We start from the raw sequence: 23,409 nt of genomic DNA on the forward strand, positions 1-23,409 counted from the left end.
CCGGAGGCACCGAACGTTCTATCGATTGCCGTTCTCACCGCACTGACAACGTGGATACACACTGCCTGTCTTGATTCGCCTCTGTGGCTATAATCACTGACACAAATAAAGTTGTTTTTGTTGATTTGACAATGCATGGAAACCTGCCACTATATTGAAAAGCAGGCAATGATCAATGGAGGGATAATCAATGGCAACTTTGGTAGAGATCGCGGCTCAGATCGTAGCGTCACACGCGTCAAGCACTCCGATGACTTCTGATCAGCTTATATTTGAAATCAGCAAAGTTCACAGTGCCCTCAAAAACCTGGAAGCTGGTGAACCTGTCGAGGGTGTAGAGGAAGCGAAGCCGTCTTTGACAGTAAAAGAGGCTTTCAAGAAAGGTGAAGTTGTCTGTATGCTCTGCGGTAAAGGTGGCTTCAAGACCTTGGCCCGTCACCTGAACACCGCGCACGGTATGAAGCCCGGCGAATACAAGAAGCAGTTCGGCATCCCCGGCAAGCAGCCGCTGGCGGCCAAGAACTACTCCGAGGCGCGCAGGAAAATGGCGCTTGACCGCGGGCTGGCCGACAATCTCGCCAAGGCGCGCGGCGTGCGTATGGCCAACATCGAGGCGAAGAAGTCCGTCCCCGCCAAGGCCGCCAAGGCAGCCAAACCTGCCAAAGCGGTGAAGGCTGCCAAGCCGGCCAAAGTTGCCAAGGCTCCCAAGGTAAGCACCAAGGCCAAGGTCGCCTAGATCGTCCCTTACATTTGTCCAAAAAGCCGCCCCCTCACGGGGGCGGCTTTTTTTGTTTTGGCCAGGTATGGGGTGAGAAGGGCGAGTGGAGTGTTGGCAGCTAACGGGACACGTTGACTTGGAGTTCCCCCCTTTGCGAAGGTGGGACAGGGGGGATTTGCTCTTTTTGCATTGGTTTTTACCTTCGGCATCGGTTAAACTCGCATCCCCGCCGCCGTTGCTCACAAGGTAACGATTGCTTGCTCATTGCTGTTGTATGGTTGCCAAAGCGATGCGCGCGTGTGACAATGCTTCCTTGGGAATAATGACACGGGCGAAGTAGTGTCAGTAGGTGGTGCCGCCGGGTCTTTGTCGCTTCCCAGATTGTGATTAACGTCATCAAGCTGCAACTGACATGCGCCGCCTACGGGAGTCAGATATGCGGACACTAGTAGATCTTTTCCATACCTTCGCCACACTGGGCGAGAAGACAGCGCTGGTCAACCGCACCGGCGTGCGTCGCTTCGCGGTCTCGTACCGGGAGTTGTCTGAACTCTCCCTGAAGATGGCGGCCCTGCTGGCGCGCAACGGCGTCGAGCCAGGGGACCGAGTCCTCCTGTGGGGACCGAACTCGTCCTGGTGGGGTGTCGCCTACTGGGGCATTATCATGCGCGGCGCCATCGCCGTCCCCGTCGACTTCATGTCCGACCGCGGCCGCGCCGAATCTATCCTGAAGCTGACCCAGGCCAAGGTGGTGCTGCAAAGCCGCTTCAAGCCGGAACGGCTCCAAGTCGAGAACTCCCTGCTGCTGGAGGACCTGAAGTACCTGCTGGAAGACGTCGCCCCTTACCAAGACGTGGTGCATCCTGCACCCGACGACATCGCGCAACTCATCTACACCTCCGGGACCACCGGCAACCCCAAGGGCGTAATACTGACCCACAAGAACCTGGTGGCCAATATCCTCCAGATCAACCAGCAGGTTCCCATCATCACCCAGGAGTTTTCTTTTCTCTCGCTGTTGCCGCTGTCGCACATGTTCGAGCAGATGGGAGGCTTCTTTACCCCGCTCTACCGTGGCGCCGCTGTGATCTACCCGCGCACGCTGAAGCCTTCCGCCATCATGGAGGCGCTGGGCGAGGAAGACGTCTACGTCATCATGTCCGTGCCGCGCCTGATGCAGCTTCTGAAGAGCACCATCGAGCGCGAACTGGCTGAGAAGCATCTCTCGGGCGCCTTCGCGTCGCTGGCGAAGCTTGGGGCAGGTCTCTCCAAACCGGCGAGGAAGAAGCTCTTCTTCCCGGTGCAGAAGAAGTTCGGCGCCCATTTCACCGTGTTCGTCTCCGGCGGGGCGCCGCTCGACCCGGACGTCTTCCGCTTCTGGGACAGCATGGGCTTCACCGTGCTGGAAGGGTACGGACTTTCCGAATGCGCGCCGGTGCTCTGCGTCAACACCATCGACAGACAGGTGGCCGGTTCCGTAGGTCCGCCGCTTCCCGGGGTCGAGCTCAGGCTGGACGGAAAAGAGGTGGTGGTCCGGGGGGATAACGTCTTTCCCGGCTACTACCAGAACGAGCAAGCGACCCGGGCCGCCTTCACCGACGACGGCTGGTTCAGGACCGGCGACCTGGGGGAGATCGCGACCGACGGCTGGCTCATCATCAAGGGGCGCGAGAAGGAGCTGATAGTCACCGGCGGCGGGGTCAACGTCTACCCCGACGAGCTGGAGGCGGTGCTGAACAAGGTCCCCGGGGTGAAGGAGTCCTGCGTCATCGGTCTCGACCGCGGCGCGGGGGAGGAGGTGCACGCGGTCCTCTTGCTGGACGACAGCGGCGCCAAGTCCGACGAGATCCTGGCCCGCGCCAATGCCCAGTTGGACACCATGCACCAGATCACCGGCTACACCATTTGGCGCGAGCCGGAGTTCCCCAAGACCACCACGCTCAAGATCAAGAAGTTCCAGGTCAAGGAGCAGGTGAAGCAGGGAGCCGCCGCGGGGGGCGCCGGGGCGAGCCAGGATCACCTGGTGAATCTCCTGGCCAAGGTGACCGGTGCCGACCCGGGCGAAATCAGGGAGGATTCCCTCCTGGTCGCCGATCTCGGGCTCACCTCCATCGGCCGGCTGGAGCTGGTCAATTACCTGGAGCAGGAGTTCCGGCTCGACATCGAGGACTCCCAGATCGGGCCGCAGACCCGGGTCTCCGAGGTGCGCCGCATCATCTCCCGGCGCGAGAAGGGGCACCGGCGCGGCCACTACCGCTTCTGGACCAACTCGGCGCCGGTGCGCGCGCTGCGCATGCTCGGTGACGCGCTCTTCAACTACCCGCTGTACCGCCTCTTCGCCAAGCTCGACGTGCGCGGGCGCGAGAACGTCGAGCACCTGGAGGGGCCGGTCATCTTCATCGCCAACCACCTGGGGTACTTCGACCAGCCCTCGCTGATGTTCGCGCTCCCCAGGGAGGTGCGCTACCGCACCGCGACCGCCGCCTGGGAGGAGTTCTTCTTCGGCGACTACCACGGGCTGGAGCGCTTGTGGCGCCAGGCAGCCTATCAGTACGGGACCCTGTTCCTGAACCTGTTCCCGCTGCCGCAGACCAGCGGCTTCTCCACCGCCGTGAAGTACATGGGGAAACTCACCGACTGCGGGTTGAACACGCTGATCTTCCCCGAAGGGGGGCATTCGCACGACGGCGCCATGCAGGACTTTCAGCTCGGCCTGGGCATCATCGCCAAGGAGCTGGAGATCCCGATCGTACCGGTGAAGATCGCGGGGACCGACAAGATCCTCCCCCCGAAAAAGACCACAATCCCCAACCGGGGCACGGTGACGGTCACCTTCGGAAAACCTCTGCGCTTCCGGTTCGAGGAGCCGGCGGAGATCGTGGTGCGGGCGCAGGCCGCAGTGGCTGAAATTCAATGATGATTGTGATGAAGGAGTGTGTCGGATGAAGGAACCCATTTCCCTGGCTTATCGCCGCTATGCCCTCGGGTTGCTCCTGGCGGTGAACCTGTTGAACTACATCGACCGTCAGGTGCTGTTCGCCGTCTTCCCGCTGATCAAGGCGGACCTCTCCATAACCGACACCGAGCTCGGCCTGCTCGGGAGCGCCTTCATGGTGAGCTACATGGTGATCGCCCCCGTCTTCGGCTGGTTGGGCGATCACTGGAATAGGGTCAAACTTGCCTCGATGGGCGTAGTGATCTGGAGTTTCGCCACCATCCTGGCCGGCTTCGCCCCCGGCTACCGCTCGCTCCTCGCCGCCCGCGCCACCGTCGGGGTAGGGGAGGCGAGCTTCGGTACCGTCTCGCCCGGCCTCATCGCCGACTTCTTCGAAAAGGAGAAGCGCGGCAGCGTCCTTTCCTGGTTTTACGTCGCCATCCCGGTGGGGAGCGCCCTCGGCTATCTCCTCGGGGGCGTCCTCGGTCAACGTTTCGGCTGGCACTCGGCTTTCCTGATGGTCGGCCTGCCGGGGCTTTTGATCGCCCTGCCGCTTTGGTTCCTGCGCACACCCGAACGCCCGGCCGCCTCTGCCGAACAGGAGGCGGGGCAGGGGGAGGGACTCGCGGGCTACCTGCAACTCTTCCACAACCGCTCCTTCGTCACCAACACGCTCGCCATGGCGGCCATGACCTTCGCCATCGGAGGGCTCGCCCAGTGGATACCCTCCTTCCTGTTCCGCACCCATGCCCTCAACGTAGAGAAGGCGAACCTCATGTTCGGCGCCGTGACCGTGGTGGCCGGCATTCTCGGCACCCTGGTGGGTGGCGTCCTCGGCGACCGCTGGCAGAAAAAGAGCAGCAAGGGGTACCTGCTGGTATCGGGCTGGGGCTTTTTCATCGGCGCCCCTTTCGCCGCCTGGGCCATCCTGGCCGGTGACGTCCCCTCCTGCATGGCGGCCATCTTCATGGCGGAATTCTTCCTTTTTCTGAATACGGGTCCGCTCAATACCGTCATCATCAACGTCACCGATCCCCGCATGCGCGCCATGGCTTTCGCGGTGAACATCTTCTTCATCCATGCGCTGGGGGATGCCGTCTCCCCGTCCATCCTGGGATGGTTTTCCGACATGTGGGGACTCCGGACCGCGCTCTTGTCGACCCCGCTGGTGATGGCGCTCGCCGGAGTATTCTGCTTTGTCTGCGGCTGTTTCGTGGCGCATGACATGGCTCAGGCCGAGCCCGCCCCCTAAACCCCAAACTATCCCTGCCCACCGAGGTTATCGTGTTCGCTCTTAACTCGTTTCGTTCACTCCTTTTGATCCTGCTCCTGATCTGCGTCGCCGCCCTGTCCGGCTGCGCCACCGTTAAGAAGCCCCTTACCGGCCTGGTGCCCGGGCGCACCATCACGACTTTGCAGTCCTCGGTGAGCCTATCGGCCACGTCTGGAAATCGCAGCAGCGCCGGTCGGGGCTACCTGGTCTACCAGGCGCCCGACCTGTACCATCTGCTCGTCCTTTCCCCGTTCGGCCAGACCATGCTGGAGGCCTTCGGCGAGAGCGACCGGTTCACCTGCGTGATCCCTTCGCAGCAGGTCGCCTTCACCGGGACCCTGTCGGAACTGCCGGAGCAGAGTTCCCTGAAAAGCCTGCAGCTGTTCCGGTGGGTGATGGCGCCGTCGCCCACGCCGCTCCCGGGGCCCCTCGGGCAGAAAGTGGAGATCGCCGGGACCACCTACTACTATGACGAGATCGGCATGCTGGAGCGCAAGGTCGCCCCCTCGGGTGACCAGGTGAGCTACCAAGGGTACCAGAGTCTCGACGGCGTTCCCTTTCCGGAAACCATTGAGATCCGTAGCGCCGCCGGGGGCGAGGTCCGCATCGTCTTCGACGAACCGCAGTTGAACGCGCCGGTCGAGGCATCGACTTTGAAGCCGGACCTATCCGGAATGGCCGTCTATCCGCTGTCGGATTTCAGGGCCATGTGACGTCAAATATTGACCGCGCCAAGTTTTTTGCCATAATTAGCCCTTGTTGTGCTTTTGGCGGCAGTTCGATCAGAAGGAATTGTTGTTGCTATAGCTGCAGTTGCTGAGCCGTTCAAAACAAAACTTTTAATTATATCCGCGTCTTGCTATCCTTACTCTCAGGACCGGCGAGGAGTGCGGAACGAACGGTCAACAGCAGACGTTGATCCAGCTCACCGGCAACATATCCTTTAGGAGTCGACGCCATGAGACACGCACGTTCAACGCTACTTGTAATCGCTTTGCTGACACTCAGCGCCTGCACCATCTTCGAGGCCAATCAGCAGCCCCAGGTACAGCCGGCACCGGTGAGAGAACTTTCGGTCCCGATCGGGAAGAACTGGAAGGTCGTTGAGGAACCGCCTGCATTGGGCAACGAACGGCGCGAGCGGCTGCCGTTTCAGACCGAGCAGTCGGTCCAGCCCGAAGGGGTGCAGCGTCCCGGCGCCGTCCCCGAGGAGAAGGAACGCAAGATCGAAACCACGCGTTAGCTACGTCACCCTTACCCGTCAGGCGGGCTCCCCCCGGCGCCCGCCTACATCATGACCGATCCGGTCCAGCCATGGCACTTCCCGAAGCACCCCGGTAATCCAGCAACGCCCATACCACCCTCCAAGGGGAGACCGATGGACAGAAGACTCTATCTCAGCATTCTTGCGGCCTTGATCTCGGCCGCCGCCGTCGTCCTGATGGTTATCTTAGCCGCCCCGGTCCTGAAATCGCTTGCCTGGGGTCTCATCATCGGCGTGGCCACCATGCCCCATTACAACCGCGTGCTGCGCCGCTACCCGGAGCATCCCGGCCGCTCCGCGGGGTTAATGGTGCTCGCCGTCGCAGTCTGCTTCGTCCTGCCCGTGGCCGCACTGGTGGTTACCGCGGCCGTCAACGCCCCTGACTGGTACCAGCAGGTGGTGCAACTGGTCCAGACGGTGGCGAAGACCGGCACGACCAACTTCGGCCACATTCCCGTGGTGCAAAAGATCATGTCGCTGGTGGACCGGTTCAACATCGACCTCGCTGGCCTTGGGGGCAAAGTCGCTTCCACCAGTTCTACCGTGATCCTGGGGCTCGCTGCCGACCTTGCGCGCAACATGTTCAGCTTCCTGGGGACCCTTGCCATCGCCCTCTTCATCCTCTACTTCATCTACCGCGACGGGGAACGTGTCGTTGCCGCCTTCATCGGCAGGCTCGCTCCTGATCCGCGCAAGGCCCAGCACTACGCCTCACAGGTCCGCTCCATCACCACGGCGGTGACGGTGGGGACGGTGCTTACCTGCGCTACCCAGGGGGTGCTCGCCGGCCTCGGCTATTGGGTGGCGGGGGTGCCGGCGCCGGTCTTCTGCGGGGCCCTTACCGCCATCGCCGCGCTGGTCCCAGTGGTGGGCACCGGGGTGGTCTGGGTACCGCTGGTGGCCGTCCTCGCCTTCAACGGCTCCTACCTCGCCGCGGGGCTCCTCGCCGCCTGGTGCATCATCTTCGTCGGCATCGCCGATAACGCCATTCGCCCCCTTGCCATCGGCGCCTCCAGTGACATTTCGACCCTCGCCGTGGTCCTCGGCGCCATCTGCGGTGTGGTCAGCATGGGGATCCTTGGGCTGATCGTAGGTCCCGTCATCTTCGCCGTTATGTTCTCGCTGTGGGATGATGCCGTGGCCGATGCCGACGCGATGGACGAAGCCGAAATTCCCTGATGCCCGCGCCTTGGTCCCGGCCTTTGAAGGCGGGCGGGCAAAGGAGGTTTTGTCGTATGGTAGCTAGCACGCGCATAACACGGGCGGCACTTTTCGCTGTAGCCCTGCTGATCGCCCTTTTCTGCCATGGTCTCGCCGCAGCGGCGGATACCGAAACGTCCGGGGAACGCGCCCTCCTCGCCAAGTACGCTGCGATCAAGGCGAAACTGGACAAGAACCAGTTCGGCGCCCCCATCTTCCTCGAATCGACGGAAGGGCAGGACTCGGTGCGGGTCGACATGTACGGTGTTTTCCGCTACCCCTTCGAAACAGTCCACGAGGCGCTGCAGTCGCCCGCGGCCTGGTGCGAAATCACCCCCCTGCACATCAACATCAAGGCCTGCGTCTACAAGACCGTGAAGCAACAGACCCAGTTGACCCTCTACAGCGGCCGCAAATACTTCCAGCCTCCCTCAGACGCCTATCCGCTGAAGCTCGGCTTCCGGGTCACCGCCAGCCGCCCGGATTATCTTGAACTCTCCCTGGTGGGCGAGGAAGGACCGTTCGGCACCCGTGATCACCGCATCGGGGTGCAGGCGGCCGCCGTGGAGGGACAGGCCACTTTCCTGCACTTCAGCTATACCTACAGCCACGGCACCATGGCGCGCATGGCGATCAAAACCTACTTCGCCACGCTGGGGCGGGACAAGGTGGGCTTCACCATGGTCGGCGATGACGGGAAACAGACCTACATCGACGGTGTGCGCGGCGCGGTGGAGCGCAACACGATGCGTTACTACCTCGCCCTGCAGACCTACCTGGATACGATGAAGGTCCCGGAAGGACAGCGCTTCGAGCAGCGCCTGAACCGCTGGTACGACCTCACCGCAAAGTACCCCCGCCAGTTGAAGGAGATCGACAAGGCCGCCTACCTGAACAACAAGAAACTGGAGCGGGCCCAGCAGGAGGCCCTGCAGGCGAAGCAAGGAAAGCAGGGAGAGTGATGGCGCCTCCCCTCCAGGCAAAGGACATGCGATGGCAGAACCGATTGTCGAACTGAGGGGTGTCGGCAAGAGCTTTCACGAGGGGGACCGGGAGCGGGTCGTGTTCCGGGACGCCTCGCTCTCCATAGACCCAGGCTCCTGGGTCTTCCTGTTCGGGCGCAGCGGTTCCGGCAAATCCACCCTGTTGAACCTGGTGAGCGGCATCGACCTTCCCGACCGGGGTGAGGTCATGGTCGATGGCGCCTCGCTCTCCCGCCTGTCCGAACGCGAGCGCACCCTGTTTCGCCGCAACCACATCGGTTTCGTCTTCCAATTCTACAACCTGATACCCACCCTGACTGTCGATGAGAACGTCCTGCTTCCCCTGGAGTTGTCCGGGATGCTGACCCCGGCGGGGCGCCGCCGCGCCGCCGAGCTCCTGGACGCAGTTGGGCTCGCCGACCGCGGGCGCGCCTTTCCCGACCGGCTTTCCGGCGGCGAGCAGCAGCGGGTCGCCGTCGCCCGTGCCCTGGTGCACGCCCCCAAGCTGGTCCTGGCCGATGAACCGACCGGCAACCTGGACGCCGAGACTGGACACCAGGTGCTCGACCTGTTCCAGCGCCTGTTGCGCCCGGCCGGCACCACGCTGGTGCTCGTTACCCACAGCGGCGAAGTGGCCTCCCTGGCCGACCGGGTGCTCAGCATCAAGGACGGCGTCCTGGTGGATGCGGCCGGTGTCCCGGGAGCGAAGGCATGATCCTCTGGCGCGCCGGGATGCGCAACGTGCTGCGCCACCCCTGGCTCACCGTGCTGGCCGTCCTCGGCGTCGCGCTTGGCGTTGCGGTGGTCACCGCGGTGGACCACGCCAACGAGGCGGCGCAGAGGGCCTTCCGCCTCGCCGCGGAAACGGTCGCCGGGCGCGCCACGCACCAGGTCGTCGGCGGCCCCATCGGCCTGGACGAAAACCTCTACCGCAGGATCCGGGTCGAGCTGCGCTTGCGCGGGTCTGCCCCGGTAGTCTCCGGCCATCTGCAGCTCTCTGGCCGCACCTTCCAAGTGATCGGCATCGACCCCTTCGCCGAACCTCCCCTGAGAAGTTTTTCCTCGCGCTTCACCGACCGCGGCGTGCTCACCGATCTCATGACCCGGCCCGGCACGGTGCTGATGCTCCCGGAGACCGCCGCTGAACTCGGCCTGAAACGCGGCGACTCTGTCCCAGCCGACAGCGCGGGCGTCAGGCGAGAGCTCGTGCTAGCCGGATTCCTGGAACCTCCGGACCAGGTGAGCCGGGTGGCGCTCGCCTCGGTGCTTATCTGCGACATCGCCACGGCGCAGGAACTGCTGGGACAGGTCGGGCGCCTGTCGCGCATCGACCTGGTGCTGCCCGAAGGGGAGGCGGAGGCGCGGGCGCTCAAGGAGGTGCGTGCGGTCCTTCCTCCCGGCGCCGATATCGTTACCGCCGGGGCCAAGGCCGGCGCGCTGGACCAGATGACCCGCGCCTTCCGGCTCAACCTGAAAGCCTTGAGCCTGCTCGCCCTCGTGGTCGGCATGTTCCTCATCTACAACACGATGACCTTCTCGGTGGTGCGCAGGCGGCGGTTGATCGGTATGCTGCGCGCGCTCGGGGTGAGCCGCCGGGAGGTCTTTGCCATGATCTGCGCCGAGGCACTCCTGATCGGCATCGCCGGCACCGTTGCCGGGCTGGCGGCGGGTGCGCTGTTAGGCTCGGAACTGACCCGCCTTGTGACGAGGACCATCAACGACCTCTACTTCGTCATGGAGGTGCGCCGGGTGCCGCTGCTGCCCGGCGCGCTCTGGAAGGGGGCGCTCCTCGGTGTGGCCGCCACCCTGGCCGCCACCATACCTGCAGCCCTTGAGGCGACCGGTGCGCCGCCGCGGGCAGTGCTGTCGCGCTCGCAGGCGGAGAGCCGCCACAGGAAACTCCTCCCGCTGGCGACTTGCTGCGGCGTGCTGTTGATCGCGGCCGGATGCGGGTTGTTCCTCACCGAGCGCGGCGGCGTCGTGGGCGGCTTCATCGGGCTCTTCGCGGTTATTGTCGGCTACACCCTCTTGGTCCCCGCCGCCGTCATGCTTCTTAGTGCGCTGCTGCGCCCCGTGCTCGAGCTGCTGTTAGGAAGCCTGGGCAGAATGGCTGCCCGCGGCGTGGTGGTGTCGCTGTCCCGCACCGGGGTGGCCACGGCGGCGCTGGTGGTCGCTGTGTCCGCCGGCATCGGTGTCGGCATCATGGTGGGCGGCTTCCGGCTCACGGTGCAGAACTGGCTTGCCAACTGGCTGCAGGCCGACGTCTACTTGACCTCCGCCGACCGCGGCGGCGGCCGCTATCGCCCTCCACTCGACCCGGCCCTGGTGCGCCGCCTCTCCGGCCTGGAGGGGGAGGCGCAGGTGACCCTGTCGCGCCGGGTCCGCATCGAAGGCGCTGCCGGGGCAACGGAGGTCTTCTCGGTGCAGGTTCCGGAGCGCACCTTCCTGCGCTACCCCTTTAAAGAGGGTGATCCCGCCCGCGCCTGGAGCGGCTTTCACAGGGGCGAGGCGGTGCTCGTTTCCGAGCCCTACAGTTACCGCCACCACCTCCATCCCGGGGGGAGCGTCACCCTGCGCACCAGCCGCGGCGACAGGCGTTTTCCCGTTGTCGGCGTCATCTACGACTACGGCTCCGATACCGGCATCGTCATCATGAGCCGCGCCGGTTACGTCGCCAACTTTTCCGACCAAAGCGTCGATGCGATGTCCTTCACCGCCGGGAAGAGGGTGAGCGTGGCGCGGCTCCTGGAACTGGTACGCGCGAGGGCAGGGGGGGAGCAGGTGACGGTGGTTTCCAACGCGCAGTTGCGCCAGGCGACCGTCGAGGTCTTCGACCGCACCTTCGCCATCACCGGGGTGCTGCGCATGCTGACCATGCTGGTGGCCTTCGTGGGGATTCTCTCGGCGCTGATGGCGATGCAGGTGGAGCGGGCTCGTGAGCTCGCCGTGCTGCGCGCCATCGGGCTCACTCCTGGGCAGGTTTGGGGCGTGGTCTGCGGCGAAACGGTGCTGATCGGTCTCATCGCCGGGCTGCTGTCGCTCCCCCTGGGGATCGCCGAAGCCCTGGTGCTGATCTACGTGGTCAACCTGCGCTCCTTCGGCTGGACCATGCAGGTCGCCATCTCTCCGACGCAGCTCGGCGAGGCGATGCTTCTGGCAGTGACGGCGGCTTTCCTTGCGGGAATCTATCCCTCGCTCAGGATCGCCCGCACCTCTCCCGCACTGGCGCTGAAGGAGGAGGGCTAGCATGCGCCGGATCCTGATCTCAGCGGCGGCTGCGGCCTGCGCCGTACTGCTGATGTGGTACTCCTGGTCCGCCCTGCGCCCGTCCGGTGGTACCCGCCAGGAGACCTTAAGCGTGGCACAAACCCTGGGCGGTTCCGCCGCGGCCGGGTATCTGCGTGCCGATAAGCCGCGTCGTTTCTCCTTTCCCGCCGATCATGGGCCGCACCCAGGCTTTCGCAACGAGTGGTGGTATTTCACCGGCAACCTGCAGGCCGCCGACGGTCGCCGCTTTGGCTACCAACTTACCTTCTTCAAGACCGCACTTACCCCGGCAGCCGTGAGCCGCGGCTCCGCCTGGGGGACCAACGAGGTGTACATGGCGCACTTCGCTGTCACTGATGTGGCGGGGGAGAAATACCGCTTCGCCGAGCGCTTCAGCCGGGCCGCGCTGGGACTTGCCGGTGCCGGGGGCACGCCGCTCGCGGTGCGCCTGGAGGATTGGTCCGCGCAGCAGACCTCGCCCCGCCCCTGGGGTGTCCGGTTGAGCGCCGCCGAGCCCGACTTCGCCCTCGACTTCAACTTGGCCAGCATCAAGCCGGAGATCTTGAACGGGGCAGGGGGGCTCAGCCGCAAGGGAGCCACGCCCGGCAACGCCTCGTACTATTACTCCATCCCGCGTATGGCGACCACCGGTACCTTGCGCATCGGCAAGGAACGGTTCACCGTGAAAGGACTCTCTTGGCTGGACCGGGAATGGAGCACCAGCGCTTTGGAGCCGGACCAGGTCGGCTGGGACTGGTTCGCGCTGCAGCTCGACGACGGCAGGGACTTGATGTTCTACCAACTGCGCAGGCGCGACGGCAGCAGCGATCCCTTTTCCGGCGGGACGCTGATCGCCGCGGACGGGCGCGCGAGAGCGGTGACCCGCGATGAGGTGCAGTTGGAGGTCGTGAGTTGGTGGGAGAGTCCTGTCAGCGGCGCCCGCTATCCCTCGACCTGGCGTTTGCGCATCCCTTCGCAGGGGATCGCCCTGGAAGTGGTGCCGAGGCTTGCCGATCAGGAGCTGCTTACTGCGTTTCGCTATTGGGAGGGGGCAGTCGAGGTGCGCGGTTTGGATGGGAGTCCCAGCGGATCGGGGTACCTAGAGATGACGGGGTACCTGGGTGCCGCCGCGGAAAACAAGGGACCGTTGCGCTGAGGCCGCATGGCAGGCAGAGGGGGCTGGCTCCGCAGGTGCCTGTCCCCCTAGCGGGACGCTCATTTAAGCCCTGCCGACAGGGGGACAGGCTCCTCGCGGAGCCAGTCCCCTCCGTCGAGAGCTCCGGTCGCTAATAGAGCCAAAAAGAAAGCACCAAGCGATATCGCCCGGTGCTTTGTCGTTGATGAGCTGGTTGTGTGAAGTGTAGCAACAAAAAAGGACCTAGAAAAAATCTAGGTCCTTTGTAATTGATGGTGGAGCTGAACAGGATCGAACTGTCGACCTCTTGAATGCCATTCAAGCGCTCTCCCAACTGAGCTACAGCCCCATCTAAGGAGTCCTGTTTATAGCAAACGGTGCTGTGACTGTCAATATATAATTCTGCACTGGATGTAAAAAAGTTTCTACCGCACATCCGCACTGGTTGCGGCTCTACGGCCTGTGCACGCATGATCTGTCTCTTCCCCATGCAGCGTCATACTATAGCACCTTATTATTGACTTCATTTCCACCTTCCTGTGCCGAATAGGTAGGGTAAGGGGCCGGCGAACTCTGCTTATCGATTGCTCCTATGCAGTCGTTGGGTCCGCGATCCGATACGACAAGAACAACTGCAGGCACACCGGTGGACCTCTCGCCGCGGCTGCCTATCGACCGTACGCCAGATCCTGTTGTATCAACTATCGGCCGAGTACTCTGACGCCCCGGGAGAGTGGTTGAGGTGAAATCCGATTCCCAAAATTCCTTCCAGAACAACGGCTCCGTAAAAACAATCCTCTCTAGAGCTGTAGTTACCGTCCTGGTCTGGACCCTGCTCTTGGTCCTTGCCGCGTGGTGGAACGTTCGCGTCGCCTATCAGCAGGCTTTCGAATTGGCCACAACGCAGGCACAAGTGGCACTTGCCAAGGACCTCGCCTTCAGGAAGTGGGCCTCCAAACGCGGCGGGATCTATATGGAGGTCGGGCCGCTGGTCTCGCCGAGCCCCCTTCTGAATCACGTTCCGGACCGCGACCTGTTGACCGACCGGGGCGTGCACCTGACGCTGAAAAACCCGGCCATGATCATGAACGAGATCACCCAGGAAGTGCCCCACTTTAACGGCATCAATACCAGGATCACCTCGAGGCTTTACATCAACCCTGTTGATGCCCCGGACGAGTGGGAGCGAACCGCGCTGTTCATCGTGGAGGGCACCCGCGAGAATTACCATACTGCCACGCTCATCAACGGGAAACCCTACTTGCGCATGATGCAGCCCATGGTCATGGAACCGTCCTGCCTCCAGTGCCACGCCTGGACCGGTATCAAGGTAGGTGAACTTCGTGGTGGTACCGACGTCTCTATACCGTTGGCGCCTTTTTATGCCGCGGCGGGAAAGCAGGGCAGGGGCATCGCGGTCAGTCATGGCGCCATCTGGCTCCTCGGTCTTGTCTCGGTCGGTTTCATCACGCGCCGTACTATCCGTGTCGAGTTGGAGCGGTGCCAACAAGAGACCCAGCTCAAGGAGAAAAACCTGGAGCTGCAGGATTCCAGGCAGTACCTTTTGACCATCATCGATTTCCTCCCCGATGCGACCCTGATCATCGACAATGCCGGTAAGGTGGTGGGGTGGAACCGGGAGTTGGCCAGGCTGACGGGCGTGCCTGCGGCAAAGATGATCGGTCGCGGCGACTTGGAATACTCCATTCCTTTATACGGCCACCGGCGCCCCCTTTTGATCGACCTCGCTTTGGACCCCAGCCGCGAAGGAGACGTGAACTATGAAGGGTTTACCCGCAACGGCGACATTGTGCATGGCGAGTGCTACGCCACCGGTCTTGGTGAGACCCCTGCCTACCTGACCACAGCCGCCTCGGTGCTGCGCAACTCGAAAGGTGAGGTTATCGGCGCCATCGAGTGTATCAGGGATAACACGGAGCAGATGAAGGCCCAGAAGCGGATCATGTTGCTTGCCAAGATCTTCAATGAGAGCGGCGAGGCTATCGTTATAACTGACAGCGAAAACAGGATCATGGAGACCAACAAGGCCTTCGCCCAGTTCACCGGTTACTCCCGCGAGGAAGCGCTGGGCAGGAACCCGCGGGTGCTCAAGTCCGGTATAGAGGACAAGACGTTCTACGAAAACATGTGGCGCTCCATCCTGGAAACGAACTACTGGCAGGGAGAGATCTGGGACAAGCGCAAGGACGGGTCCCTCTATCCCAAGTGGCTCACCATCACGGCCATTCGCGGCGCAGACAACATCATAACCAACTACTTCGCCTCCTTCTCGGACATCACCCAGCGCAAGGTCGCGGAGATGCGTATCCAACAGTTGGCGCATACCGACACCCTCACGTCTCTCCCAAACCGGCATACCCTGGTGGAGCGGTTGACACAGGCTCTTGAACAAGCCAAGCGGGAGCGGCACTCGCTTGCTGTCCTCTTCATCGACCTGGATCGTTTCAAAATGATCAACGACACACTGGGCCATCACGTAGGGGACTTGTTGCTCAAGGAGGTGGCGTCTAGACTCAAGGGCGCACTGCGAGCGGAGGATATCGTGGCCCGCTTTGGCGGCGACGAGTTCGTGGTGGTGCAGCCCCGGACCCGGTCGCAGGTCGAGCCCGCGCATCTGGCAGAAAAGATCCTGAAGACGGTGGCCGCCCCCTACTTCCTGGACAACAACACGGTCTACACCAGTCCCAGCATCGGTATCAGCGTCTTCCCCAGCGACGGAACCACCGTGGCCGAACTGTTCAAGAACGCCGATGCCGCCATGTACCATGCCAAGGCCGCCGGGCGCAACACGTACCAGATGTTCACCAAGGAGATGCACACCGCCGCTCGTCAGCGGCTCGCCATCGAGAACAGCCTGCGCAGCGCGATCGCCAACGACGAGTTTGTGCTCCATTACCAGCCCCAGGTGGAACCGGTCAGCGGCAGGCTGGTTGGCTTAGAGGCGCTGGTGCGTTGGCAGAACCCGGAGGACGGTTTGGTCTTCCCCGACAGCTTCATTCCCGTTGCCGAAGAGACCGGGATGATTCTCGAGATCGGTCGGCAGGTATTCGAGAAGGCCTGTCGACAGGCCGCACGCTGGCGGGAAGCCGGGCTCCCTCTGGTGAGGATCGCGGTCAACCTTTCCGCCCGGCAACTGCGGCAGCCAGATCTTCCGGACATGCTGGCGGCGATCATGAAGGAGTGCGGCGCGGACCCGGAAATGATCGAGCTTGAGGTGACCGAGAGCATGACCATGGAGCGCCCCGTGGAAAGTATCAGGATATTGGGTGCGCTGAAGTCTATGGGGATTGGTCTTGCCATCGATGATTTCGGGACCGGGTATTCTTCACTCAGCTATCTGAAACTCTTCCCGGTGGACAAGCTGAAGATCGATCGGTCCTTCGTGAAGGATATCGAGGTCGATCCGGACGACGCCGCCATCGCCTCCGCGACCATTGCCATGGCGCATACCCTGGGCAAGAAGGTGGTGGCAGAGGGTGTGGAGACCCAAACTCAGCTCGATTTCCTGGTTCAGCACGGCTGTGACATCATCCAGGGGTATTTCTACAGTAAGCCTCTGTCAGCAGAGGATGCCGAGCAGTATCTGGTGCAGCGTGCCGGCAATGGCTAGTGAAAGGAATGTGACAGTTTAGGCGAAGTTACTTGACCCAGGTTCGTTTTGTTGGTATAAGATGTCTCTCTTTTGTGGCGGGATCAGTTCCGTTATAAAAAGACGCCGGAGTGGTGAAATTGGTAGACGCACTGGACTCAAAATCCAGCGCCGCAAGGCGTGCCGGTTCGACCCCGGCCTCCGGTACCATCAATATTTAAGGGTTCAGCTTCTAAGAGGCTGAACCCTTTTTTATTGTCAACCACATATCGAGCGGGCCGTCCTACTGTGGAAGGAGTATCAAAAGCGCAAGAAGGGGCGACTGTAGGGTTTGAGCAACTGGCCCAAGAGGTTCAGAAACCCTGCAAGAGCCTGCATCGTATGCTTTCCGCCAGCGGCAACCCTACCATGGAAAACCTGTCCGCCATCTTCGCCACCATGAAAAAGACGCTTCGTGTCCGGGTCTAGACCACGGTGACCGCAGTCTAGACCTTCCATTTCATTCCCTAGCAGCATCCTGTGTACAAAGGCTTAGCTCTCATGGCGAAGCCTTTGTTTTTTCCCGTTGTCATTCCAGTTACTCTCGCCCGTACCGTACTGACTGTTCTGCTAACGCGGCTGATCAAACGATCTCTTCTCGCAGTAGAAGAAACTTTACATTGATTATGGTTAACTACACATGTTAATTTGCGCATGTTGTTTCCACGACCACAAATTCCGTGGTGGCCTGAAAGGTAAGAAAGCTTGTGAAAAACGTCACGAGTTCCAGGTGACGAGTTGCAATTCATCCTCACATTCTACAGCTTTCACGTCTGACTCATTCCATCGCCTCCAACTACGTCATTAAAACGTTCTAGTGCCTCTACTGAGGTAGCAACAGGATTTCTACTCTCTACAAAGGATGACCAGGATACATGTCCCTTTCCGATTACTTCCAGGAGCACGAGGAACAAGCTTTTGTCGCCAAAGCGCTGGCGACCGCAGTCACCATCACTGTCATAAAAGGTTCCTTTCCGGGTCTCATTTCGCTTCTCTATCTTCTCTTGCCGTTGGTATTCCTGGTCGTACTTAGGTTCCATGCCGCCGCAAGTGGCGTCGACGCAACGGCGCTGCTTCGGGAGCATATCACCTTCTTCCCGATGATGAGCACCGAGGACGAGCGGCGCAGCGAAATCAAACCTTGGGTCACGTATTCCCTTATCCTCGCAAACGTCCTTATCTTCTACTTCTTCGAAATGCAGGTCCCTTATGAAACCATCTCGGACAACCTGATCTTCCTGCCGCACAAACCTGACCTGTTCAACGTCCCCTTAAGTGCATTCACCTCAATGTTTCTCCACGGCAGTAACGGCCACCTCTGGGGCAACATGACGTTCCTCTGGGTGATAGGCTCTGCGGTTGAACGACGCGTGGGGAAGAAACGCTTCTTCTGGTGTTACCTCGCGACGGGCCTCATTGGCGGGCTGGTCTTCATCCTCGTGGAGTTTCTCTTCCACGGTCGGGCCGGGCATGCTCTAGGCGCCTCGGGCGCCATCGCCGGCATCATGGGAATCTTCGCCGTTCGGTGCTACTTCAAGACGATGACCTTTCCGATCCCCATTCTGGGCATCTTCTCCCTTATCCTGCCGGTCAGCTTGAAGGTGCGGCTCAACTCGCTTGTGATCATGTCCCTGTTTTTCCTCTCAGACCTCTCCGGAGGCCTTGAGCAGATCAGCGGCGAAGGCTCCATGATTGGCCATTGGGCGCACCTGGGCGGGATGATCTCCGGGATGCTGGTAGCCGGATACCTCAAACTCGGCGATGACGCCGTCGAAGAGCGGCACCTCGAGATAGGCATCAAGGCGTCGGTGGCGGCGACCGGCTTTCAGGGGGGCGCGCGATCGATGCAGATCGCCCTGGACCGTAACCCGAACAACGTCGATGCCCTATTGGGCATGGCCCGGATTAAGACGAAGTTTCACAGCTCCCCTGAAGGAAAAGCGCTCTACGAGAACGCACTGGAATTATTGCTCGTTGAACGACCGGCCGAGGTTGCGGAGGTGCTTGGGGAGTACCTTGGCAAGTATCATACTCCCCCCTCAGTCCCTAATTTGGTGACCCGTCTGGCAGAAGCAATGGGCAAGGCGGGTAGGACCGAACTCCAGATTCCATGCCTGGAACGCGTGGTCGAGGTTTTGGAAGTCCCGGCGCCCCAGCGGGAAAAAGCCCTCTACCAGCTGGCGACCCTGCTTGAGTTCACGAGCTGCTTTGAGGCGGCCCGCAGCCGGTTTGCTCAATTTGTTTTCGAGTATCCGCACTCTGTGCTGGCTGAAAAAGCACGAGAGCGGGCCGATGGCGAGGTGTTCCGGCCCCGGCGCCCCAGCCCCGCGCAGGAGGTTGCATCGGCCCCGTTGTGCCCCTCTTGCAACACCACAATGACCATACGCCGCTCTACCTCGGGACCCAAGATGGGGGTCCCGTTCTGGGTCTGCGGCGCTTACCCTGCCTGCCGCACCTTTCAACCGGTTGCAAGCACCGATGCTACAGAAGGTACGCCCCGTCAGCGGCCGGCGCCGCCTCCGGAGCGCTACCGGCTCGTCTTTGACGGCACGATCGGCTTCACCTGCGATCCGAAGGAGACTAAGGACAGCCTGGTGCAACTTTTCCGCTGCGGGCGTGATCAGGTTGACAGGCTTTGCAACGGGACTCCCACTGTGCTGAAGCGGGACCTCGATTACGCGGCCGCCCTCAAATACAAGGAAGCGATCTGCCGCACCGGCGCCCTCTGCACCATAGAGAAGGAAGAAGTTCCTGTCCGTTACGAGGCGCCGCCGTCCGTGCAGGCCGCATCGGCACCGGCACCGTCACAGCCTCAGGCGTCCGCAGCCAAGGCTGAGGCAGCCGCTCCCTTCTTATGTCCCAAATGCGGGCATGCCCAGGAGAAGCATGAATCGTGCGTTGCTTGTGGTGTTTATTTTGCCAAGGTGGCTAAACTGGCGGAGCGAGAGTTCGATGATTTCCGTAACAACCTGGAATCCAACTCCACAGGAACAATGCACAGGTCGCGGCCCCAACTGTTGCTTAAACCTGTAACATGGTTTGCCGGAAAATTCCCCACTCGTATAGCTCAGTTTTCAGCAGTGGCTTCATTCTTCGTGCTGATCTTCAGCTGTTACTTCATGGTGGGTTTCGCCGATGATTATCTCAGCGACACCAAAGCCCATGCCTTACAGGCCAATTCCGCTCTTAAGTCCTGCTTTGATAAAGGAAAGCCTGACGCCGTCCAGATCAGGGGACTTCTGGCCGCGCATGACTTCAAAAACCTGGAAAAACTCTACGAAGGCTACTTGGACCAGTACAGAAAAGACGTCAGCTATGAAATCTACCTTCATGAGGCCTATCAGCTCTTTTCGCCAGAACATGGTATAGCGGCCGAGGATTTCGATGTGTGGGTGGCAACAACAGGCTCACCTGTGGCCTATGCCGCCAGAGGCACCTACAAGGCGGAACAGGGGTTCCTGGTGCGGGGGACTAAATACATCGATGAAACCCCTCAGTCCAACCTGGACCAGATGCAGCGTTTGCACGACGATGCTACCACTGACCTACAGACGGCACTTGCCGCCAACCCCTTACTGATGCCGGCGTATAGCTCGCTATTGCGGATGGCAAAAACCTCCAATATGTCCTTTTCGCCCAAACAGATAGTTGATCAGGCCGTGAATGCGGATAAACGCGCCTACGCCGTGAGATTCGAGTACATCGTTTCGTTGGAGCCCAGGTGGGGCGGGTCGTACGGGGAGATGTCGGATTTCGCCACGAGCGCTACCAAGTACAGCAACCTCAACCCGCGTTTATGGTGTCTGCTCGGGGCGGTAGAATCTGACCGTGCTGACGACCTCTATCGCTCCGGAGAATTTGCTTCGGCCATACGCCGCTATACCAAAGCGCTGAAATACGGCGACCGCACGTCGCTGCTGAAGTATCGCGCCGGATGCTACTTCGAATTGTATAAGAAAGCTGAGGCCATCGCTGACTATCGCAAGGCACTCTACTACGACCCAACCGATGAAAAGGCCCAAGTTGAGCTAGCCGTAGCTAATGGAAGCTAGTGGGGGTGAGTCGGCAATAAGGCGATATAACTTGTGCAAGGACTGCGTTATAGTTGACCTACTGTGACAGCAGGAGGTACGGCATGAAGAAATTATCGCTGTGGTTGACGCTTTTGTCGTCTGGATGCGCGGGGATGCCTGAGCGGGTTAAACCGGTCGATAATTTCGACGTGCAGAAGTACCTGGGCAATTGGTACGAGGTCGCACGCCTGGACCACTCCTTCGAACGTGGCCTGAGCCGGGTCACTGCGGAGTACAGCTTGCGGGAAGATGGTGGCCTCAAGGTGATCAACCGGGGCTACATGGCTAAAGAAAACAGGTGGAAGGAAGCCACCGGCAAGGCATATTTTGCAGACACTTTTGACAAGGGCTACCTGAAGGTTTCCTTCTTCGGCCCCTTTTACGGCTCCTATGTTATAGTTGACCTCGACCACGAGAACTACCAATACTCCTTGGTCTGCGGTCCTAACACAAACTACCTGTGGATCCTGTCACGAACTCCGGAGATGCAAGCTTCAGTCAGAGACCGCTTGGTTGCAAAGGCTGCCTCACTAGGCTTCGACACCAGCAAGTTGATCTATGTCAGTCACAACTAAGAAGTGGTGACGTCTGCAATAGGAGGAGGGAGAGATGTACGGATTTCCTTGCCCGACAACTGCTGTAACGACGATAGTCCGCTGCCGTTGCCTTCTGTTCTCGTTTCTTTCCCTCCTTCTGCTATTTTCCACTGACGTCCGCGCTGCCTTGGCACTTGACACCTGTACCGATTGCCATGGCAATCCTGCCAAAATGACCTCTTTGGGTTTTCCCCACCTTACTGTTACCTCCGAAGAGGTGAAACGGCAGTCGGGGATGAGCGCGGGGTGTGTCGATTGCCACATGGGCGATCCTTCCAGTTCGGATCGTACCGCCGCTCATCAGGGGATGGGACGACTGCACTTGGTGCGCAAGAAGGGGATGCTAGCCGAGACGACTGAACGGTCGGCCCCCCTGGAACTGACCGGCAATCCCATGACCCGCATCAAGAACCAAGTCATCAAAGACGGGAAGGTGGTCATCGATCCCAATGTAGCCCTGGTCCTGTACCAGGACAAACGCCTGGATAACCTTTCCCAGGATTTCTCTACTATCGAGAACACCTGCGGTTCCTGCCACGCCAAGGAGTTTACCGAGTTCACCCGGAGTACGATGGGGCAAAACGGCAAGCAGAGCCGCTTCCAAAGCTGGAGCGACCCGCAGCGCGGTCCGCATAACTGCGGCGCCTGGTTCGATGGCAACTACGATAAGATTGCCCCCAACACCGCCGTTCCCTTTTCAAGGGAGCAAAGCGCGCTCAACCAGCGCAGTTGCAATACCTGCCACGTCGGGTGCCTTGATTGTCACTATGACCCTCAGCCACGCTCTGCAGCCAACCCGAGGGCGGGGATGCACTCCTTCAACCGGGTGCCCAAACCGGAGAGCTGCTACGGTGGCGGCCGCGGCCAGATCTGCCACGCCGGTCCGGAGGAGCGCCGCCGGGGCGCCGGCTATTTCGGTGGAAGCTACGCCAACCCGGAAGGGATGGAGCCGGACGTCCATCAGGTGAAGAAGGTTGTCTGCCTTGACTGCCACGAGAACAGCGGATCCAACAGCGGACTGGGCCATGCCATGGTCAAGCGGCAGGGGCGCTGCGACAAATGCCACGAGCGGCAACTCGCCAGCCACCAGAGGTCGCTGCACAAGTCGCTCGCCTGCGAGGCCTGCCATGTACAGAATGTCTCGGGGTACCAGGGGACCTATTGGGGGCCGGGCAAGCTGGCGGGAATTGAGACTCCGTACTTCAAATACAAGGAATACTACGGGATCATGAAGGAGCCGATCTTGATCCGCGATCAGAAGGGGCGCTGGATTCCGGTGAAACCTTTCCCTATGGCGGTCATGAATCAGAAGGAGTCTGCGCTGAAGCCGGGGTTGCACTGGCGTTGGCCCGCGGATCTGCCCGACCTGCAGCGCACCGACGACGCCTTCGGCTATGTCGGGCTCGTTGGCGGCCTCCCTGAGAATAACCGGGCCCTGCTCTGGATCCAGATGGACAAGGTGTCCCACAAATACGGGAAAAGCCGCTCCTGTGCCTCTTGTCACGATTTGCTTGACGGTGAGCAGCGCCAAGTGGTGCAATGGGACTTCAGCGACGCTGGCGCCTTGCCCTTCAGCGGCAGCCACACGGTGACGGCGGGTAAGAAAGGGCTTTCAATACGTGATATGAAGTCCGAAAAGATCGAAGTCTCTGCCGATTACCGTCTCTCCAGCCTGGCGCCGTGGTTCTACCTGAAGGACCGCTGGCACATTGACGGCGATTTCTCGTTGCCGTCGATCAAAGACCGGGAGTTGTACACAAGCGTCCGGGGAGATGTCGGCAAGGCACGCTCGGCAAAGGTAATTCATTGAAAGGGAATAGGGGATCGCGATGTTTGAAACGCAGTACAACGAGGAGATGGAAGCGGAGGTAAGGCGGTTGGAGGCGAAAAAGCGGGCCGAAGAGTCGGGGCACCCGGAATGGGAGAATGCCTGTGCTTCCTGCGGTTGCCAACTCGCAGGAACCGACAATCGGCTCTGTCAGAACTGCTGCTAAAGGTGGTTCCTGGGCGGCCCTAAACTGGAGCCAGTTCATTCCAATCTGGATCCGTTTTGAGAAAATTAGCTACCATTTTTTTCAAAACGGATCCGTTTCCTTCTAATCTGGCGCCGGTTCACCCTGATCTGGATCCGTTTTGAGAAAAGTAGCTACCATTTATTTTAAAACGGATCCGTTTCCTTCTAATCTGGAGCCAGTTCCTTCTAATCTGGATCCGTTTTGAGAGAAGTAGCTACCATTTTTTTTAAACCGGATCCGTTTCCTTCTAATCTGGAGCCAGTTCATCCTAATCTGGATCCGTTTTGAGAAAAGTAGCTAC

Annotated in this window: 15 protein-coding genes and 2 tRNA genes; 16 read left to right on the forward strand and 1 reads right to left on the reverse strand. The window is 60.7% G+C overall.

The genetic code is table 11. The features are described from left to right. Positions 1-190 precede the first annotated feature (190 nt). From JFN90_RS09130 to JFN90_RS09175, 10 genes are all read left to right on the forward strand, one after another. The gene (locus tag JFN90_RS09130; protein ID WP_199394803.1) at positions 191-736 is read left to right on the forward strand and encodes a MucR family transcriptional regulator; all 546 of its coding nucleotides are present in this window, start codon (positions 191-193) and stop codon (positions 734-736) included. 418 nt (positions 737-1,154) lie between these two features. Continuing rightward, a complete protein-coding gene (locus JFN90_RS09135; RefSeq protein ID WP_199394804.1) occupies positions 1,155-3,635 on the forward strand; it encodes an AMP-binding protein in 2,481 nt (826 codons plus the stop codon). A gap of 25 nt (positions 3,636-3,660) precedes the next feature. Continuing rightward, the gene (locus tag JFN90_RS09140) at positions 3,661-4,905 is read left to right on the forward strand and encodes a spinster family MFS transporter (protein WP_199394805.1); all 1,245 of its coding nucleotides are present in this window, start codon (positions 3,661-3,663) and stop codon (positions 4,903-4,905) included. A gap of 32 nt (positions 4,906-4,937) precedes the next feature. Beyond that, positions 4,938-5,639, forward strand: a complete 702-nt coding sequence (locus JFN90_RS09145; RefSeq protein ID WP_199394806.1) for a lipoprotein insertase outer membrane protein LolB — start codon at positions 4,938-4,940, stop codon at positions 5,637-5,639. A gap of 245 nt (positions 5,640-5,884) precedes the next feature. Next, positions 5,885-6,169 carry a hypothetical protein gene (locus tag JFN90_RS09150; protein WP_199394807.1) on the forward strand — a complete coding sequence of 95 codons (285 nt, stop codon included), beginning with the start codon at positions 5,885-5,887 and terminating at the stop codon, positions 6,167-6,169. Positions 6,170-6,304: 135 nt separating this feature from the next. Continuing rightward, complete coding sequence (locus JFN90_RS09155) at positions 6,305-7,369, forward strand: AI-2E family transporter (protein WP_199394808.1); 1,065 nt, start codon at positions 6,305-6,307, stop codon at positions 7,367-7,369. 56 nt (positions 7,370-7,425) lie between these two features. Continuing rightward, the gene (locus JFN90_RS09160; RefSeq protein ID WP_199394809.1) at positions 7,426-8,352 is read left to right on the forward strand and encodes a hypothetical protein; all 927 of its coding nucleotides are present in this window, start codon (positions 7,426-7,428) and stop codon (positions 8,350-8,352) included. Between the two features lie 31 nt (positions 8,353-8,383). Further along, complete coding sequence (locus JFN90_RS09165) at positions 8,384-9,088, forward strand: ABC transporter ATP-binding protein (RefSeq protein ID WP_199394810.1); 705 nt, start codon at positions 8,384-8,386, stop codon at positions 9,086-9,088. Next, positions 9,085-11,619: an ABC transporter permease gene (locus JFN90_RS09170; RefSeq protein ID WP_199394811.1), complete on the forward strand. Its 2,535-nt coding sequence runs from the start codon at positions 9,085-9,087 to the stop codon at positions 11,617-11,619. Before JFN90_RS09165 ends, JFN90_RS09170 begins: the two co-directional genes overlap by 4 nt. Before the next feature lies 1 nt (position 11,620). Then, complete coding sequence (locus tag JFN90_RS09175; protein ID WP_199394812.1) at positions 11,621-12,796, forward strand: lipocalin-like domain-containing protein; 1,176 nt, start codon at positions 11,621-11,623, stop codon at positions 12,794-12,796. Between the two features lie 252 nt (positions 12,797-13,048). Here the strand turns inward: JFN90_RS09175 and JFN90_RS09180 are convergent. Then, positions 13,049-13,124 (reverse strand) — tRNA-Ala (locus tag JFN90_RS09180). A 393-nt stretch (positions 13,125-13,517) separates the two neighbouring features. Here JFN90_RS09180 and JFN90_RS09185 point away from each other — a divergent pair. From JFN90_RS09185 to JFN90_RS09210, 6 genes are all read left to right on the forward strand, one after another. Further along, positions 13,518-16,406: an EAL domain-containing protein gene (locus JFN90_RS09185; protein WP_199394813.1), complete on the forward strand. Its 2,889-nt coding sequence runs from the start codon at positions 13,518-13,520 to the stop codon at positions 16,404-16,406. A 104-nt stretch (positions 16,407-16,510) separates the two neighbouring features. After that, positions 16,511-16,595: transfer RNA gene (locus tag JFN90_RS09190), tRNA-Leu, on the forward strand. Between the two features lie 704 nt (positions 16,596-17,299). Beyond that, the gene (locus tag JFN90_RS09195; RefSeq protein ID WP_199394814.1) at positions 17,300-20,476 is read left to right on the forward strand and encodes a rhomboid family intramembrane serine protease; all 3,177 of its coding nucleotides are present in this window, start codon (positions 17,300-17,302) and stop codon (positions 20,474-20,476) included. 83 nt (positions 20,477-20,559) lie between these two features. Beyond that, complete coding sequence (locus tag JFN90_RS09200) at positions 20,560-21,072, forward strand: lipocalin family protein (RefSeq protein ID WP_199394815.1); 513 nt, start codon at positions 20,560-20,562, stop codon at positions 21,070-21,072. Between the two features lie 256 nt (positions 21,073-21,328). Continuing rightward, positions 21,329-22,903, forward strand: coding sequence for a cytochrome c3 family protein (locus JFN90_RS09205; protein WP_236018920.1), 1,575 nt, complete (start codon positions 21,329-21,331; stop codon positions 22,901-22,903). A gap of 19 nt (positions 22,904-22,922) precedes the next feature. After that, positions 22,923-23,087 carry a hypothetical protein gene (locus tag JFN90_RS09210; RefSeq protein ID WP_199394817.1) on the forward strand — a complete coding sequence of 55 codons (165 nt, stop codon included), beginning with the start codon at positions 22,923-22,925 and terminating at the stop codon, positions 23,085-23,087. The last annotated feature ends 322 nt before the right edge of the window (positions 23,088-23,409 follow it).

This window comes from Geomonas propionica (assembly GCF_016458235.1).
Classification (GTDB): Bacteria; Desulfobacterota; Desulfuromonadia; order Geobacterales; family Geobacteraceae; genus Geomonas; species Geomonas propionica.

Coding starts and splice junctions, on each gene's coding strand:
- JFN90_RS09130 (WP_199394803.1), top strand. CDS start 191: ATGGCAACTTTGGTAGAGATCGCGGCTCAGATCGTAGCGTCACACGCG.
- JFN90_RS09135 (WP_199394804.1), top strand. CDS start 1,155: ATGCGGACACTAGTAGATCTTTTCCATACCTTCGCCACACTGGGCGAG.
- JFN90_RS09140 (WP_199394805.1), top strand. CDS start 3,661: ATGAAGGAACCCATTTCCCTGGCTTATCGCCGCTATGCCCTCGGGTTG.
- JFN90_RS09150 (WP_199394807.1), top strand. CDS start 5,885: ATGAGACACGCACGTTCAACGCTACTTGTAATCGCTTTGCTGACACTC.
- JFN90_RS09155 (WP_199394808.1), top strand. CDS start 6,305: ATGGACAGAAGACTCTATCTCAGCATTCTTGCGGCCTTGATCTCGGCC.
- JFN90_RS09160 (WP_199394809.1), top strand. CDS start 7,426: ATGGTAGCTAGCACGCGCATAACACGGGCGGCACTTTTCGCTGTAGCC.
- JFN90_RS09165 (WP_199394810.1), top strand. CDS start 8,384: ATGGCAGAACCGATTGTCGAACTGAGGGGTGTCGGCAAGAGCTTTCAC.
- JFN90_RS09170 (WP_199394811.1), top strand. CDS start 9,085: ATGATCCTCTGGCGCGCCGGGATGCGCAACGTGCTGCGCCACCCCTGG.
- JFN90_RS09175 (WP_199394812.1), top strand. CDS start 11,621: ATGCGCCGGATCCTGATCTCAGCGGCGGCTGCGGCCTGCGCCGTACTG.
- JFN90_RS09195 (WP_199394814.1), top strand. CDS start 17,300: ATGTCCCTTTCCGATTACTTCCAGGAGCACGAGGAACAAGCTTTTGTC.
- JFN90_RS09200 (WP_199394815.1), top strand. CDS start 20,560: ATGAAGAAATTATCGCTGTGGTTGACGCTTTTGTCGTCTGGATGCGCG.
- JFN90_RS09205 (WP_236018920.1), top strand. CDS start 21,329: ATGAGCGCGGGGTGTGTCGATTGCCACATGGGCGATCCTTCCAGTTCG.
- JFN90_RS09210 (WP_199394817.1), top strand. CDS start 22,923: ATGTTTGAAACGCAGTACAACGAGGAGATGGAAGCGGAGGTAAGGCGG.